General features: G+C 63.4%; 13 protein-coding genes. 3 read left to right on the top strand and 10 right to left on the bottom strand.

All coding sequences use genetic code 11. From position 1 onward, the window contains the following. Window positions 1-11: 11 nt before the first annotated feature. From BLW80_RS20145 to BLW80_RS20120, 6 genes are all read right to left on the bottom strand, one after another. Window positions 12-1,409: a M16 family metallopeptidase gene (locus BLW80_RS20145; RefSeq protein ID WP_093759353.1), complete on the bottom strand. Its 1,398-nt coding sequence runs from the start codon at window positions 1,407-1,409 to the stop codon at window positions 12-14. Between the two features lie 129 nt (window positions 1,410-1,538). Next, entirely contained in the window at window positions 1,539-2,252 is a 714-nt protein-coding gene (locus tag BLW80_RS20140) for a hypothetical protein (RefSeq protein ID WP_089263592.1), read from the bottom strand. 100 nt (window positions 2,253-2,352) lie between these two features. Further along, window positions 2,353-2,850: a signal peptidase II gene (gene lspA / locus BLW80_RS20135; protein ID WP_093759352.1), complete on the bottom strand. Its 498-nt coding sequence runs from the start codon at window positions 2,848-2,850 to the stop codon at window positions 2,353-2,355. Continuing rightward, window positions 2,847-5,879 carry an isoleucine--tRNA ligase gene (gene ileS / locus BLW80_RS20130; protein WP_093759351.1) on the bottom strand — a complete coding sequence of 1,011 codons (3,033 nt, stop codon included), beginning with the start codon at window positions 5,877-5,879 and terminating at the stop codon, window positions 2,847-2,849. Before ileS ends, lspA begins: the two co-directional genes overlap by 4 nt. A 179-nt stretch (window positions 5,880-6,058) precedes the next feature. After that, on the bottom strand, window positions 6,059-6,619 hold the full coding sequence (locus BLW80_RS20125) for a sugar O-acetyltransferase (RefSeq protein ID WP_093759350.1): 561 nt from the start codon (window positions 6,617-6,619) through the stop codon (window positions 6,059-6,061). Then, window positions 6,616-7,587: a bifunctional riboflavin kinase/FAD synthetase gene (locus tag BLW80_RS20120; RefSeq protein ID WP_093759349.1), complete on the bottom strand. Its 972-nt coding sequence runs from the start codon at window positions 7,585-7,587 to the stop codon at window positions 6,616-6,618. Before BLW80_RS20120 ends, BLW80_RS20125 begins: the two co-directional genes overlap by 4 nt. 260 nt (window positions 7,588-7,847) lie before the next feature. On the opposite strand from BLW80_RS20120, the gene BLW80_RS20115 reads away from it, so the two are divergent. Then, window positions 7,848-8,243: a response regulator gene (locus BLW80_RS20115; protein WP_089263591.1), complete on the top strand. Its 396-nt coding sequence runs from the start codon at window positions 7,848-7,850 to the stop codon at window positions 8,241-8,243. 1,145 nt (window positions 8,244-9,388) lie between these two features. Here BLW80_RS20115 and BLW80_RS20110 read toward each other — a convergent pair. The 4 genes from BLW80_RS20110 to BLW80_RS20095 all read right to left on the bottom strand — a co-directional run bounded on the left by BLW80_RS20110 (window position 9,389) and on the right by BLW80_RS20095 (window position 13,607). Then, window positions 9,389-10,243 (bottom strand): TIGR01459 family HAD-type hydrolase, encoded by an 855-nt coding sequence (locus BLW80_RS20110; RefSeq protein WP_093759348.1) that lies wholly within the window; start codon window positions 10,241-10,243, stop codon window positions 9,389-9,391. A 14-nt stretch (window positions 10,244-10,257) separates the two neighbouring features. Further along, entirely contained in the window at window positions 10,258-11,733 is a 1,476-nt protein-coding gene (locus BLW80_RS20105; protein WP_093759347.1) for an EAL domain-containing protein, read from the bottom strand. Between the two features lie 153 nt (window positions 11,734-11,886). Continuing rightward, window positions 11,887-13,014 carry a YihY/virulence factor BrkB family protein gene (locus BLW80_RS20100; protein WP_093759346.1) on the bottom strand — a complete coding sequence of 376 codons (1,128 nt, stop codon included), beginning with the start codon at window positions 13,012-13,014 and terminating at the stop codon, window positions 11,887-11,889. After that, complete coding sequence (locus BLW80_RS20095; protein ID WP_244528351.1) at window positions 13,014-13,607, bottom strand: phage holin family protein; 594 nt, start codon at window positions 13,605-13,607, stop codon at window positions 13,014-13,016. The genes BLW80_RS20100 and BLW80_RS20095 overlap by 1 nt, the downstream gene beginning before the upstream one ends. 185 nt (window positions 13,608-13,792) lie before the next feature. Between BLW80_RS20095 and hisS the strand changes: the two genes are divergently transcribed. After that, window positions 13,793-15,301, top strand: coding sequence for a histidine--tRNA ligase (gene hisS, locus BLW80_RS20090; RefSeq protein WP_093759345.1), 1,509 nt, complete (start codon window positions 13,793-13,795; stop codon window positions 15,299-15,301). A 130-nt stretch (window positions 15,302-15,431) separates the two neighbouring features. Further along, a complete protein-coding gene (locus BLW80_RS20085; RefSeq protein ID WP_093759344.1) occupies window positions 15,432-15,638 on the top strand; it encodes a tautomerase family protein in 207 nt (68 codons plus the stop codon).

The raw sequence follows: 15,638 nt of genomic DNA, 5'->3' as shown, positions 1-15,638 counted from the left end.
GAAGATGATGCTCACGACCGCTTCTCCTCGCGCTTCGGCGCAGATGTATCCTTGATCAGATAGCCGGTGACCGAGCGCTTCTTGTCGAGCCAGGTCTGCGCGGCTGCGCGCACCTGCTCGGCAGTGACCGCCTTGATGCGATCGGGCCAGCTACGGATGTCCTCGACGCTGAGGCCCGTGGTGAGTGCCGCGCCGTACCAGCGCGCCAGTGAGGCCTGGCTGTCCTGCGCATAGGTGGCCTCGGCGACAAGCTGCGTCTTGACGCGTTCGAGGTCGGCAGCCGGCACCGGGTTGGTTGCGAGGTCGGCGATCACAGCGTCGATGGTCTTTTCGATATCGGCGAATTCAGCGCCCGGCTTCGGCGAGGCTGAAATCATGAACTGTGCGCTGTCGAGTGCCGTGCCCTGGTAGCTGGCACCGGCATTGATCGCGAGCTGTTTGTCGATGACGAGGGCGCGGTAGAGATATGAGTTCGCGCCGCCGCCGATCAACTGGCCGAGCACATCGAGTGCCTGGCTCTCGCCGGCCGCAGCGGTGGTGGCCGATGGCACCAGATAGTAGCGGCGCAGGCTTGTCTGTTCGACACGCGGATCGGAGAGCGTCACCGTGCGCGGCGCGGCGGGCGTCGGCTCCTGTGGGCGCATGCGGCGTTCGGGGATCGCCGGTTGCGCCGGGACCACGCCATAGGTGCGCTCCACCATCGGGCGGATCTCCGCCGGGTCGACATCGCCGGCGATGATCAGCGTCGCATTGTTGGGGGCATAGAAGCGCTTGTAGAAGGCGAGCGCATCCTCGCGGTCGAGCTTCTCGATCTCCTGATGCCAGCCGATGATCGGGCGGCCATAGGGGTGGTTGAGATAGAGCGCGGCCATGATCTGCTCGGACAGCCGGGCATCCGGGCTGTTGGCGACGCGCATGTTGTATTCTTCCAGCACGACGTCGCGCTCGGGCAGCACGTTCTCGTCCTTCAGCACGAGGCCGGTCATGCGATCGGCCTCGAATTCCATCATCTTGCCGAGCTGGTCCTTGCTGATGCGCTGGTAGTAGCCGGTGTAGTCGGTCGAGGTGAAAGCGTTCTCCTCGCCGCCGACGCGCTGCACGGTCTGCGAGAATTCGCCGACCGGATGTTTCGCGGTGCCCTTGAACATCAGATGTTCGAGGAAATGCGCGAGGCCTGACTTGCCCGGCGTCTCATCGGCCGAGCCGACCTTGTACCAGATCATCTGCGTCACGACGGGCGTGCGGTGATCCTCGATCACCACGACCTGCATGCCGTTATCGAGCTTGAACGTGGTTGGCGGCTTCGCCGTCACCGTCTGCGCGCGGGCGCCCGATATGGCGAGGGCGGGAGCCAGCAGCACAGCGACGACTGCGACGGATCGTACTGCAAGTCGGAATGAAGAGGTCATGGCGGGGCTAGCAGCTCCAAAGCATGGGAAAAGGCGTGACCAAGCCATCGCGCGGGACATATCCGCGCGTGCAGGCTGATCGCAGTGAAAGGACGTCTTTGGAATGGCAGCGCAAAGGGAGCGCTGCGATCAGAACTTACCCGTCATCGGGTTGATGTTGTAATCGTTCTTCATGGTTTCCTTCGGCCCGGTGCCATAGGCATAGCCCGAGGCAGGCGTCTGGTAACCGGCCGGCGGCTGGGTCAGCGACTCGCGTGTCGGCTCGCCCTTGAATTCGGCGGTCTCACCCTTGTTGCTGCCGAACATGTTCTTGAACAGGCCACCCTCATAGCCGAGCTGCTTCGGGCTCAGCACGATGTTCTTGTTCGGGTCGCCTGGCGAGGAATTGTCCACGGCGGACGAGGCGCCACGTGCGCGCTTCGGCGCCATCTCGCGCGGGGTCAACGGACGCGCGGCTTCCAGCACTTCTTCCGGACGTCCAGTCTTGGCGTTGGCGGCGGCTGCGCGGCGCTGCTGCACGTCCGGATCCTTCGGCCAGTTGGCGACAGGCGCGGGGCCCTTGGCGTCCGGTGGCGGCAGGTCGATCTTCGGCGGGACCACCAGCGGCGAGCGCTCACGGTAGTCGATCCCGGTGTTTTCCATATTGGTGCCGCCGAGACCGGTCATGATCTGCTTGATGACCTTCTGCTCGAACGGCTGGTCTTCTTCCTCGGCATCCTGGGCGCGTGCGGCGCCTGCGGACATCACGAGACCAACGCTGAGGGCAACGGCGGTGAGGCGCAGGGCGCGCATCCAGGCGCCCGATGAAGTGTGCAGAGCCCAACCGGTTTCGGTCTCGCGCATCGTGTTCATCCTGTTCAAATATCTGGCGGATCGGCAAGAATCCGAAAAAACCTGCTGCGGTTCCGCTGGTATCGCCCTTGGCCTTGCGTATCGGCTGGGATCAGGGCGCTTTTGCGGCGGGTACCGTGAAGAAAGAGTCATACAGCAGGGCCGCTACACCGGCAACAATGGCGACATCGGCAAGGTTAAACACGTACCAGTTGTAGGTCTTGCCGGCGATTTCCACGTGAAGGAGGGCGAAATCGACCACGGCGCCATAGGCGAACCGGTCGATGGCATTGCCGATCGCGCCCCCGATGATCAGCCCCAGCCCGATCGTGGCCAGTTTGGTCTCCGATTTCGCCATCCAGACGGCCAGCGCCACCACCGCGATTGCCTTGATGGCCACCAGCACGACCTGGCCGGTCGGGCCGGAATCGGAGAACCAGCCGTAGCTGATGCCGGTATTCCAGGCCAGGACGAGATCGAAGAACGGCGTGACCGGGACCACGCCGCGATGGCCGAGATCGAAGGCATAGAGCAGCCACAGCTTCGTCGCCTGATCGAGGATCAGGACGGCGATGGCTGCGATCAGCCCGGAGCGGACGGCTGGTTTCAAACAGCCACTCCCAGCGCCTTCCACTCCCGCAGTGCCTGCGCGTCGCGCGGGGTAACATCGGGATACTCCTTGTCCTCGCCCACCGTCGGCAGGATCTTCCACGACCGCGCACATTTGGTGCCGACGGCCTTTTCGACCACCACGGCCACGCCGGGCACGTCGTTCAGCGCGAAGGCGCGTGCGGGCGCTTCGGCATTGGTCAGCATCGCATTCGAGGTGATGCAGATTTCGGCCAGATCGACGTCGGCCAGAATGGCGAAGATCGCCTTGTCGGTGACATAGACCAGCGGCGAGGCTTCCAGCGACGAGCCGATGTTCTTGGCGGCGCGCTCCACTTCCAGTGCGCCGGTGACGACGCGGCGCACATTGCGGATGGTCTCCCACTTCGCGGCGAGCGCCTCGTTACGCCATGCCGGCAGCGTCTTCTGGAACGGTTCGAGATGCACCGACACGGAGCTGCTGCCATAGCGCGACAGCCACGCCTCCTCGGCGGTGAAGCTCAGAATGGGTGCGAACCAGGTCACGATCGAACGGAACAGGTAGTCGATCACGGTTAGCGACGCCTTGCGCGTCACCGACGACGGCGCGTCGCAATACAGCGTGTCCTTGCGGATGTCGAAGTAGAAGGCCGACAATTCGGTGTTCATGAAGGCGGCGAGCGTGGCCACCACGGTCTTGTAATCGAAATCGGCATAGGCCTGTCGCACAACACCGTCGACCTCGGCGAGACGATGCAGCATCAAGCGCTCGAGCTCCGGCATATCGTCGGCCTTGACGCGATCCTCGTCGCGGAAATGCGCGAGGCTGCCAAGCATCCAGCGCACGCTGTTGCGCAGCTTGCGATAGGTCTCGATGGTGTTCTTGATGATCTCCGGGCCGATGCGCTGGTCGTCGGCATAATCGGTGGCGCAGACCCACAGGCGCAGGATGTCGGCGCCGGAGTCCTTGATGATCTTCTGCGGCTCGATGGTGTTGCCGATCGATTTCGACATCTTGCGGCCGTTCTCGTCGAGCGTGAAGCCGTGGGTCAGCACGACGTCGAACGGTGCGCGGCCGCGGGTGCCGCTGCTCTCCAGCAGCGACGACTGGAACCAGCCGCGGTGCTGGTCGGAGCCTTCCAGATACATGACGGTGTCCGCACCGCCCTCTACCTTGCGCTTGATGCCGGCAAGGCCAGGGAAGTGCACGGGGTCTTCGAGCACGAAGGCATGTGTGGAGCCTGAGTCGAACCAGACGTCGCAGATGTCGTCGACCTTCTTCCACTCCTCATTGGCAAGCGAGCCGAGGAAATGTTCGCGCGCGCCTTCGGCATACCAGGCGTCGGCGCCTTCCTTCTCGAACGCGTCGGCAATGCGCTTGTTGACGGCCTCGTCCTGCAGGATCTCGGCGGAGCCGTCGCCTTTCTCGCGCACGAATACCGCGATCGGCACGCCCCAGGCGCGCTGGCGCGAGATCACCCAGTCGGGCTTGGTGTTGATCATGCCGTTGATGCGGTTCTGGCCGGTGGCCGGCACCCATTGCGTGACCTTGATGGCTTCGAGGGCACGGTGACGCAGCGTGTCACCGGGCTTCGCCTTGCCGTCGTCCGCCATAGCTCCCGGCTTGCCGGGAGCGTTCACTTCCAAAATGTCCTTGTCCATCGCGATGAACCATTGCGGCGTGTTGCGATAGATCACCGGCTTCTTCGAGCGCCAGGAATGTGGATATTGATGCTTCAGGCGCGCACGCGCCACCAGCATGCCGCGCTCGACCAGCGCCTTGATGACGGCCTCGTTGGCGTCGCCCTTCTCGCCCTTGTCGTTGATCACGCGGGTGCCAGCGAAGCCCGGCGCCTGTTCGGTCAGCGCGCCGTTCTCGTCGACCGTGTAGGGGATCGTGGTGGCGATGCCGCGCTCGGTGAGCTGGCGGCCATTCGACGTCCAGATATCAAAGTCGTCGCGGCCATGGCTTGGCGCGGTATGCACGAAGCCGGTGCCGGTATCGTCGGTGACGTGATCGCCGTCGAGCAGCGGCACGATGAAGTCATAGCCGCCGGCGAGACCCTTGAGCGGATGACGGCATTCCAGATCCTCGAGGATGTCGGACGACAGCTCGCTGCTCTTCTTCCATGACGTGACGCGCGCCTGTTTGAACACGCTCTCGGCCAGCGCGTCGGCGAGGATCAGCAGATCGCCGGTCTTCAGCCAGTTATCCTCCGGCGCCTCGGTGACTTCATAGAGGCCGTAAGCGATCTTGCTGGAGAACGAGATGGCGCGGTTGGCCGGCAGCGTCCACGGCGTGGTGGTCCAGATCACCACCGCGGCCTTGGCGAGCCGGCCGAACTCGGCGGCGACCGGGAATTTCACCCACACCGCATCTGACGTGTAGTCCTCATATTCGACTTCGGCTTCGGCCAGCGCGGTCTTCTCGACCACGCTCCACATCACAGGCTTCGATCCGCGATACAGCGTGCCATTGGCCGCAAACTTCATCAGCTCGCGCGCGATCTGCGCCTCGGCGAAATAGTCCATGGTGGCGTAGCGGCCGGCCCAGTCGCCGATGATGCCGAGTCGCTTGAATTCCTCGCGCTGGATGTCGAGCCACTTGTTGGCATAGGCGCGGCATTCCTGGCGGAACGCGATCATCGCCGCGCCGTCCTTGAAGTTCGGCTTGACCTTGCCCTTGGAGCGGTAGTTCTCTTCCTCGATCTTCCACTCGATCGGCAGGCCGTGACAGTCCCAGCCCGGCACGTAGTTCGAGTCAAAGCCCAGCATCTGCTGGCTCTTGGTCACCACGTCCTTGAGGATCTTGTTGAGCGCATGCCCGATATGGATATTGCCATTGGCGTAGGGCGGGCCGTCATGCAGCACGAATTTCGGCTTGCCCTTCGCGGTCTCGCGCAGCTTGCCGTAGAGGTCGATCTCGTTCCAGCGCGCCAGCATTTTCGGCTCGCTGGTCGGCAGACCGGCGCGCATCGGAAATTCGGTCTGCGGCAAATAGAGGGTCTTGGAATAGTCGTGGGTATCAGATTTGGCGGGCTTGTCGGACATAATGGCTCTGGCTTGCTCGAATGGCGCTGAAACGCGTGAAAACGCGATGAAACTGGACGGTCCCGGTCTTGCGCCGAGCGAAGCTCAGGCGGAAGCCGGGCCGATAATGCTTATGATGGGGCGCCGTGCAGACATCCGGCACTCAATAGCAGCCGGGGAGACGATCGCAAAGGGTCGGATTAGCCCCGTTTGCCAATCACCCGGGCTGGATTACCTGCCACGGTGGCGCCGTCCGGAACGTCCCGGGTCACGACACTGCCGGCGCCGATCACGGCGCCGTCACCGATGGTGACGCCGGGCACGATAATGGCCCCGCCGCCGATCCAGACATCGGCGCCGATTTTGACCGGCCGGCCGAATTCCAGTCCGTTGCGGCGGGTCTCGGCGTCGCGGGGATGGTCGGCGGCGTAGATCTGCACGGCCGGGCCGATTTGCGTCCGGTCGCCGATGGAGACCGCGACGATGTCCAGGATCACGCAGTTGAAATTCAGGAAAACGTTGTCGCCGAGATGGATGTTGTAGCCGTAGTCGCAGAAGAACGGCGGCCGGATCACGCAGTCGGCGCCGACCTTGCCGAAATGCTCGGCGAGCAACGTCCGTCGTTCGGCCACGGGCCGGTCCAGCTGCGCGTTGTATTTCGCGAGCCAGGCCTTGTTGGCCTTCTCGTCAGCGACCAGTTCGGGGCTGCCGGGGCGATAGAGTTCGCCGGCGAGCATTTTCTGCTTTTCGGTCCTGGTCAGTCGATGTCTCCCAGTTTCGGAAACGCATCCGGCGCAGCCGCCAGCGCGGCCCGCGCTTTGGCGCTGTCGTCGTCCATCTGGCGGATCAGGGGTTCGATGCCCTCGAATTTCATTTCATCGCGGATGAAGGCAATGAAGGCGACGTCCAGTGCCTGGCCGTAAAGGTCGCCCTTGAAGTCGAACAGGAACACTTCGAGCAAAGGCGCGCCGTTATCGAAGGTCGGGCGCCGGCCAAAGGATGCAACGCCGTCGAAGCGCTCGTTTCCGCGGCCGACCCGCACGGCGTAGATGCCGTGCTTGAGGCCGCAATTGTTATTCAGGCGGATATTGGCGGTGGGATAGCCGAGGTCGCGGCCGAGCTTCTTGCCGTGGATCACTTCGCCGGTGATGAACCACGGCCCGTTCAGCATCTCGGTGGCCTCGGTCACCTGGCCCTCAGCCAAGGCCATGCGGATGGCCGTCGAAGACACCGGGCGCTCATCGATATCGACATGCGGCTGGATGTCGACCTCGATGCCGAGGCGTGGCGCTTCGTTGGCCAGCAGGCTGGGCGAACCGACGCGGCCTTTGCCGAAATGAAAGTCGTAGCCGACGGCGATGCCGCTGATGCCGAGACGCTCAATGAGATCGTGGTGAATGAAGTCTTGCGCCGTGGTGCTGGCGCGTCCCTTGTCGAAGGTCATCACGACGGCGCCGGCGAGGCCGGTTCCCGCCAGCAGGCGCAGCTTGGCGGCTTCGTCGGAGAGCCGGAACTGCGGCGTGTTCGGGCTGAAGAAACTGCGCGGATGCGGCTCGAAGGTCACCGCCAAAGCGCTTGTTTTATGCAGTTCCGCCATGCGTAACGCAGCACCGATGACGGCGCGGTGGCCGAGATGGACGCCGTCGAAATTACCCATTGCCACGACGCATCCGCGCGGGATGGCATTGGCGGGCGTTGTGTCGCGGATCACGCTGAAAGCAGTCGTCATGATTGGATTCGTTGGTGGTTTTGGCGGGTGAGGGACCGTGGCGCGCCCACCACGTCGAAGTCAAGCGAAGGTAAAATCGGCTTTCTTCTCGAATTTGACGAATTTCGCGCCATGGGGCGGTTAACTGGAAATTTAACCCACCCTGCTAATTCTGGCTCCGGGCCGCGGACAGCAATACTCGCCAATCCCGGTTGGAACGGTTTGCCTGACGGCAAATATCATTTTTTGCATTTGCGTATCGTGCCTCAGGGGGAATGAAGATGGCGGTTGATTTGTCGATGACGGTGCTGGTGGTGGACGATTACAACACCATGATCCGCATCATTCGCAATCTTCTGAAGCAGCTTGGTTTCGAACACATCGACGATGCCAGCGATGGTTCGATGGCGCTGGAAAAGATGCGTACCAAGAAGTATGGCCTGGTGATTTCCGACTGGAACATGGAGCCGATGACGGGCTACGACCTGCTCAAGGAAGTCCGCGCCGACCCGAACCTGTCGCAGACCCCGTTCATCATGATCACGGCAGAATCCAAGACCGAGAACGTGATTGCCGCCAAGAAGGCCGGCGTGAACAACTACATCGTCAAGCCGTTCAACGCGGCGACGCTGAAGACCAAGATCGAAGCCGTGTTCCCGGACACCGTGCCGGCGTAAGCCGCGCAGCTTCGCTCAGAGCTTTCGAATTTCGCAATGCCCGGCCTTGTGCCGGGCATTTTGCATTTTGGCTCCCCCTGTCATTCTGGGGCGTCGGAATGCGACGACGTCACGCGCAGGCGAACTTCAGCCACTCCAATTCGAGTGGCGGGGAATCTCGATCCACACTCGTCATTCCGGGGCGCACGTAAGCGGCAGAGCCGCTGAAGTGCGAACCCGGAATCTCAGAGTGTTTTGCGCTGAACATGTCGGGATTCCGGGTTCGCGATACGCCGCCTTCGGCGCCTCCTCGCGCCCCGGAATGACAGTGTAGGGTACCCGAACATTTTTTCCTATCTCTCATTGACAGCATCCCCATCAGGTTTATATTCCCCTCTGTCCTGCCCCACCGAGAGGGGCGATCGCGATCGTCACGTTCGCGGGGTGGGATGCGGTGGACGCCGGAGATGCGGCGTCACGCGGTTCATGGGGAACGTCTGTCTTCGGGCAGGACGGATCTGCGCCAGCACTGCCACTGGCAAGGACACGGCCGACCTTGGGATGGACAGACCCTGGACAGTGTGACGGACGACCAAATCGAAACGCGTTCGGCCAAGTGCTTTGCGGCTACCCTGTCCCTCCGCCCTGGGACATTAATTTTGGTGATGGGACCGTTCGCCATGGCAGATGTGCAAGCAACCGAAAAAACACCGCATGCGGAACGCCGGGCAATCGCTCGGCGCCTCCGAAAGTCCTGATGCATTATCCATGCGGAAGACCGCATTCGCATCAGGCCCAAGGGTGCAACGGGCACCCGGCGTTCCGCACGCCCTCTCACAAGAGGGTGGGAATGCAAACCACGACGGCGCCCCCGCGCCGCAAACAATGGGGGCGATGACGCATGTCTGAAGAGCAGTGGCTGTTTGAAATTCACATCCGCAACGACGCACAGGCGTTTGTGGCATCCCTCCCCCTTGCGGGGAGGGTCGGCCGAACGAGGCGATGCGCAGCATCGACGAAGTGGAGGCCGGGGTGGGGGTGCCACGAGCGACGCCCTCACGTGGGGCACCCCACCCGTCACGTTTGTTCGCTTCGCTCTCAAACGCGCCACCCTCCCCGCTGCGCGCGGCTTCGCCGCGCTTGAGGGAGGGAGAAGTCGCCTCAGCTCACCACTTCAATTCACGCATCAGCGCTTTCGGTGGATGGCCGAACAGTTCCTTCACTTCCGAGGCGCCCATCTGTTCGATGCCTTCGAAGTCGCCGGCATGGATGCCGCGGGTGACGAACAAGAGGTCGATGCCATAGGCATGCGCGCCGGCGAGATCGGTGCGCACGGAATCGCCGATCGCCAGCACGCGATCCAGCGCCGTGTCCTTGCCGCGCTTCGCCTTGGCCAGCGCCATGGCCTGATCGTAGATCGGCCGATGCGGCTTGCCGTAGAAGATCACCTCGCCGCCCATCTCGCGATAGAGTTCGGCGACCGCACCGGCGCAGTAGATCAAGCGGTCACCGCGCTCGACGATGATGTCGGGATTGGCGCATACGAGCGTCAGCTTTCGCGCCAGCGCCTGGCTCATCATGTCGCGATAGTCGTCGGCGGATTCGGTCTCGTCGTCGAACAATCCGCTGCAGACGATGTAGTCGGCCTGTTCGAGTGGGGTGAGCTTCACATCGAGGCCGCGATGGATCGAACTGTCGCGGTCCGGTCCGATCAGATACATCGCCTGACCCGGCCGGCCGGCGACGAAATTGCGCGTGAGGTCGCCGGACGAGACGATGGCGTCATAGGTGTCGTCAGCGACGCCGAGCTTGCGGAGCTGTCGCTGCACGGAGTCGGCGGGGCGCGGCGCATTGGTGATCATGATCACCGTGCCGCCATTGGCGCGAAACGTATGCAACGCCTCGCAGGCTTCGGGGAAGGACTCGAGGCCGTTATGGACGACGCCCCAGATATCGCTGAGGACGACGTCGACATGTCCGGTGAGGTCGCGCAAGCGCTCGACGAAACGCAGTGTGGTCATGAATTGAGGGCCGATCAGTTCGGGCCGGTGGCGCGGCGCGCCAGCGCGGCATTGCCGGTGGAGCGCGGCGGCTCAGGCCGCGCAGGCGTGGTTGGGGCGGATCTCGCTAGGCCATTGGGGTCGGTGGGCGCCTTTGCGGGGTCCTTGGCGGAGGGATTTGGCGCACCGCCATTGGCCGGCGTTTCCGGCCGGAGCGGGCGGGGCGCCGCGAACAGGAAGCCTTGCCCGAACCGGACGTCGAAGTCGAGCAGGTCGACCACGGCCCGTTCGCCCTCGATTCGCTCGGCGATCAGATCGATTCCGAACCGGCCGAGCAGGTCGGAGAGATCGGCGGGGTGAATGTCGGAATTCGACGTCTGCTTGGGGTCGAGCAGGAGTGCTGCCGGTACCTTGATAAAGCGCACGCCGCGATCGGCGAGGTCGCGCGGCTCGATCCGCAAATCCGTGACGTGATCGATGGAGAAGCGGTAGCCGCGCTGGGCGAGGGCGGCGAGATGCTCGCTCTCGATCGGGCCGAGATTGCGGAACACGTTCTGCTTGAATTCCAGCACGAAGGATGGCGCCAGCGCGCGGTTGGCTTCGAGGAAGTCGATGCATTGCGCAAAGGTCTCGGCATTCGACAGGGTCGCGCCAGCCATGTTGCAGAACACGCCGACATCCTTGTTGCGCACCATCAGGCGGCGCAGCACCTGCATGCAGCGCAGCAGCACGATGTGATCGATCTGGCCCATCAGGCCCGCGGCTTCTGCGGGACCGATGAACTCGTCGGCCGTGATCACCTGATCCTTGTCGTCGCGCAGCCGGGTCATCGCCTCGTAGAAGCGCACCTTGCGCTGCGGCAGCGTGACCATCGGCTGCAGATAGATGTCGATACGATTGTCGGCGATGGCACTCTTCACCATGGCGGTGAACTGCGCATTGTCGCGCGCTGGCGCTGCCTCCGGCTTGACGATGATCGCAGGTGCCGTCGGTGTCACGGTGTCCTCGGCGACTTCGACGGCGAGCGGGACCTCGGCTGACGTCACCGTCTTGACGGGTGGTGAGGGCGGCGCGATCGCTGGAGAAACAGTCGCCGTCGCCGGCATCGCCGTCAGCATGTCCTCGTGGGTGGCGACCGATGTGGCGAGTTGCTTCACCAGCGCGCCCAATTCGCCGATCTCGCCGGCGACGGTCTGGATACGGTCCTGATTGGCTGTGCCAGCGGATGCGATCTTGCTCTCGACCACCGCGAGGCGGCGGCCGAATTCGGCGACCTGCCGGGCAAGGTCGGCGGTGCCGCGCGACAGGTCGGTGATCTGGCCGGTGGATTCGGTGCGGTCTTTGATGCGCATCGACACCGCGTTGTAGAGGATCATCACGGTGAGCGCTGTCAGTGCGACGATGGCCGATTCGTAGCCACTGATGCCGGCGATCGCATACAGCACCAGGCCAAGCGAAGCCGAGACCAGCACCATGCAAATGCCGACAAAAATCGTGGAGATGCGGATCATAACGCGCGCAACATCCTCAAATCCAAACTCCTGCACGGCACGACAAAGGTCCGGCCGCGAGCGCTCCCGGCGCTAAGTACCCGGCCAACCTTAGCATTATTGTTGATTCGGAAAGCAGGGCTGGGAGAACTTGCCCACCGGTGCTTTTGCACCTCAGGTGCTGGCGCGGCCGAGCGTATCGGCCATGGCGGCGCCACGTGCGCCCATCGGCCGTCCAGGTCCGACGGTGGTATCCACGGCGGTCTGGTGTTCGATCTCGGAATTCAGTTCGGCCCCGCACAGAACGATGATCGCGGACATCCACATCCACATCATCAGGCCGATGGCGGCGCCGAGCGAGCCGTAAGTGGCGCTGTAATTGCCGAAATTGGACAGGTACCAGGACAGCAGCGCCGAGCCGGCAAGCCAGAGCAGGGCTGCAGCGAGGGTGCCGATGCTGAGCCATTCCCAGCGCGCGCCGGGGCGGCTCGGACCAAAGCGGTAGAGAATGCCGAGCGCCAGCACGACCACAAGCAGCAAGAGCGGCCAGCGGGCGAGGCTGATGATCGTCTTGCTGTCGGTGGCGAGACCGATCCGGTCCAGCGTCAGCGGCAAAGCGACCACCGCGCTGACCATCAGCAGCAGGGCGGCAATGGCACCGGCGGTGAAAGTGAGCGAGAGCATATTGAGCCTGATGAAGCTGCGTTTCTCGCGTTCGCCATAAACGACATTGAGCGCATCGATCACGGCCTTCACGCCGGCATTCGCGCTCCACAGCGCCAGCGCAAGGCCGAACAGGAAGGTGAGGCCGAGTTTGGCCTGCCCGTTGGCGAGCACGCGCGCGATCTGGTCCTGCACGATCTGGAACGAGCCATCCGGCAGCATCAGCGCCAGCGTCTGCAGATTGTCGGAGATCGTCGAGGCATCGGCGAACAACCCGTAGCAGGAAACCAGCGCAGTGATCGCTGGAAACACGGCGAGCAGGCCGAAGAACACGACGCCGGCCGCTATCGCCAGCAGCCGGTCCTCATTGATCTGCTCATAGGTCCGCCACAGCACGTCCTTCCAGCCGGTCCATGGAATCTGCAGCGGACTGGACGAATGGCGGCCGCGGCCGGACTGGGCGAGTTCGCGGGTGAATGTCTGTGGTGGCGGGATGTCGGTGTCGCCGATCGGTTGCGGCTCATCGACAACGGACCTCTCTACCGTGCGCGTCGAGAAAAAGCTCTGCAACGCGAGCACCGCGAAGGTCGTCGCTGCCACCAGCAGCAGACTGTCCGTGTCGGATCGGCGGACGACCATCAGGCGTTCGCTTTGCTCACGGGTCTGCGGGCAGGGGCCGGCTGCGCAAGGCTGCGGCGCCGGGCGAAAGCCCAGCCGGCAAGCGTCGCGGCCAGAACGAGGCCGGCTTTGACGGGGCCATTGTTTGGCAGGGGCTGAGCTGGGCGTGTGCTCGGCCTGAATTCGTTCGGCGCGGGTGCGCGATGCGGTGCGGCCGATGTGACCTGCTCATGCTTGCCGGGGCTCGCATTGATCGCGACGCGCAGTCGGCTGCCCAGACTCGGAAACTGTTTCGTGGGGCGCTTCAAGCGACTCGCCGCGAGGATGGCGAAGAGCGCAGCGAGCACCAGCAGTAGTGCACCGGTTGCGCCAAAGGCCTGAAACAGGCCGTAGCGCAGTTCGACCCAGCGAAACAGCGCGGCAGCGCCGACGAGCAAGGTGGCAATCAGAAAGACGCCTGCGGCAGCATAAAGTCCGGCAGCAACCGCGTAAGACACCGCGATGCCCTGGGTCTGCTCACTGCGGTCACGGACATAGGACGACGTGGCGCGCTTGACCTGATTGAGCTTGAGCGCGAGCCCTGTTCGCACCAGGGCGCTTGCGAGCGGTGGCATATGGAAAGCCTCGTTCTGCGCCGGCAGATGTCTGAAATGGTATCGCGGCCGGCATATGAAAATGAACGGGGAGGCATGACGAAGGTTCCGCCGTGGCGAACCTTGTGGCGTCGCGCATGGCCAACCTCAGGTGATCGCGGGGCCGAACGCTTGCCGGTTCCTGCCTGCGCTGGTACCACGCCGCTATGAGCGAAAAGTCTGAAAAGCCCAAAAAACTCCAGAAACTGCGCGCGCGCTTGCCGCGCGGCCTTGGCGACCGCGGACCGGCCGATATCGCCGCGACCCGGCGCATGACCGACACCATCCGCGAAGTCTATGAGCGCTACGGCTTCGAGCCGGTCGAGACCCCGACGATGGAATTCACCGATGCGCTCGGCAAGTTCCTGCCCGATCAGGACCGGCCGAACGAGGGCGTGTTCTCGTTCCAGGACGATGACGAGCAGTGGATCTCGCTGCGCTACGACCTGACCGCGCCATTGGCGCGCTACGTCGCCGAGCATTGGGACGCGCTGCCGAAGCCCTATCGCAGCTACCGTGCAGGTTATGTCTATCGCAACGAGAAGCCGGGGCCCGGCCGCTTCCGCCAGTTCATGCAGTTCGATGCGGACACCGTCGGCTCCGGCTCGCCGGCGGCGGATGCCGAGATGTGCATGATGGCGGCCGATGCGATGGAAGCGCTCGGCATTCCGCGCGGCAGCTATGTGGTGCGCGTCAACAATCGCAAGGTGCTCGACGGCGTGATGGAGAGCATCGGTCTCGGCGGCGACGAGAACGCCGGGCGACGCCTCACGGTGCTGCGCGCCATCGACAAGATGGACAAGTTTCCGCTCGACGAGATCAGGAAGCTGCTCGGCCCCGGCCGCTGGGATGGCGGCGAAGAAGGCAAGGGTGATTTTACCAAAGGTGCGGGACTCTCGCCGGACGATTCCGAAACCGTGTTGCGTAGCCTCGACGCTGCGAGCGAGCCGACTGCGAAGCTCGATAGCTCCGATGCATACAAGCAGGGACGCGCCGAGCTTGCCGAGATCGAAAAGCTGATCACTGCGGCGGGCTATCAAACCGATCGCATCAAGATCGATCCGTCTGTCGTGCGCGGCCTCGAATACTATACCGGCCCCGTCTATGAAGTTGAACTCACGCTTGAAACCAAAGACGAAAAGGGCCGCCCCGTTCGCTTCGGCTCCGTCGGCGGCGGTGGTCGTTACGATGGTCTCGTCTCGCGCTTCCGTGGCGAGCCGGTGCCCGCTACCGGTTTCTCCATCGGCGTCTCGCGCCTGCAGGCGGCGCTGACGCTGCTCGGCAAGATCGACACCACGCCGGATTTCGGCCCGGTCGTCGTCACCGTGTTTGATCGCGACCGTGTCGCCGATTATCAGAAGATGGTTGCGAGCCTGCGCAATGCCGGCATCCGCGCCGAACTCTATCTCGGCAATCCCAAGAACATGGGCCACCAGCTGAAATATGCCGACCGGCGCAATTCGCCCTGCGTGATCATTCAAGGCTCCGACGAAAAGGCGACCGGCGAAGTGATGCTGAAGGATCTGATCCTCGGTGCCGGACTGTCGGATCTGGAAGGTGACCGCGACGCCTATCTGCAGAAGCAGGCAGAGGCGCAGACCAAGATCGCGGAAACCGATCTCGTCAGTGCGGTCCGCAAGATTCTCGACAAGCACGGCGTGAAGTGGAGCTCATAACCATCAGTTGATCGTCATGCCCGGGCTTGTCCCGGGCATCCACGTCTTGTTTGATGCGGTCGATACGAAGTCGTGGATGGCCGGGACAAGCCCGGGCATGACGAGAGTGAAATCATAAAAGGAGACATCAATGCCTGAGATCACGATCAACCTGGCGGCCGGCCGCACCGACGAGCAGAAGAAGGGCATGATGCTCGACATCACCCAGGCGCTGGTGAAGAATCTCGGCGTCACCGCCGATGCCGTCGTCATCCAGATCAACGAAGCGCCGCTCAACAACAAGATGAAGGGTGGCCAGACCTTCGTCGAGCGCGCAGCCGCCGCGGCGAAGAAGTAA

The organism is Tardiphaga sp. OK245, assembly GCF_900108575.1.
Lineage (GTDB): Bacteria > Pseudomonadota > Alphaproteobacteria > Rhizobiales > Xanthobacteraceae > Tardiphaga > Tardiphaga robiniae.
This window is presented reverse-complemented; position numbering and strand designations above follow the sequence as displayed.

Excerpts from the sequence above, each read along its gene's own strand:
- BLW80_RS20145 (WP_093759353.1), bottom strand. The coding sequence starts at position 1,409 with ATGACCTCTTCATTCCGACTTGCAGTACGATCCGTCGCAGTCGTCGCT.
- BLW80_RS20140 (WP_089263592.1), bottom strand. The coding sequence starts at position 2,252 with ATGCGCGAGACCGAAACCGGTTGGGCTCTGCACACTTCATCGGGCGCC.
- ileS (WP_093759351.1), bottom strand. The coding sequence starts at position 5,879 with ATGTCCGACAAGCCCGCCAAATCTGATACCCACGACTATTCCAAGACC.
- BLW80_RS20120 (WP_093759349.1), bottom strand. The coding sequence starts at position 7,587 with ATGACGACTGCTTTCAGCGTGATCCGCGACACAACGCCCGCCAATGCC.
- BLW80_RS20115 (WP_089263591.1), top strand. The coding sequence starts at position 7,848 with ATGGCGGTTGATTTGTCGATGACGGTGCTGGTGGTGGACGATTACAAC.
- BLW80_RS20110 (WP_093759348.1), bottom strand. The coding sequence starts at position 10,243 with ATGACCACACTGCGTTTCGTCGAGCGCTTGCGCGACCTCACCGGACAT.
- BLW80_RS20105 (WP_093759347.1), bottom strand. The coding sequence starts at position 11,733 with ATGATCCGCATCTCCACGATTTTTGTCGGCATTTGCATGGTGCTGGTC.
- BLW80_RS20100 (WP_093759346.1), bottom strand. The coding sequence starts at position 13,014 with ATGGTCGTCCGCCGATCCGACACGGACAGTCTGCTGCTGGTGGCAGCG.
- BLW80_RS20095 (WP_244528351.1), bottom strand. The coding sequence starts at position 13,607 with ATGCCACCGCTCGCAAGCGCCCTGGTGCGAACAGGGCTCGCGCTCAAG.
- hisS (WP_093759345.1), top strand. The coding sequence starts at position 13,793 with ATGAGCGAAAAGTCTGAAAAGCCCAAAAAACTCCAGAAACTGCGCGCG.
- BLW80_RS20085 (WP_093759344.1), top strand. The coding sequence starts at position 15,432 with ATGCCTGAGATCACGATCAACCTGGCGGCCGGCCGCACCGACGAGCAG.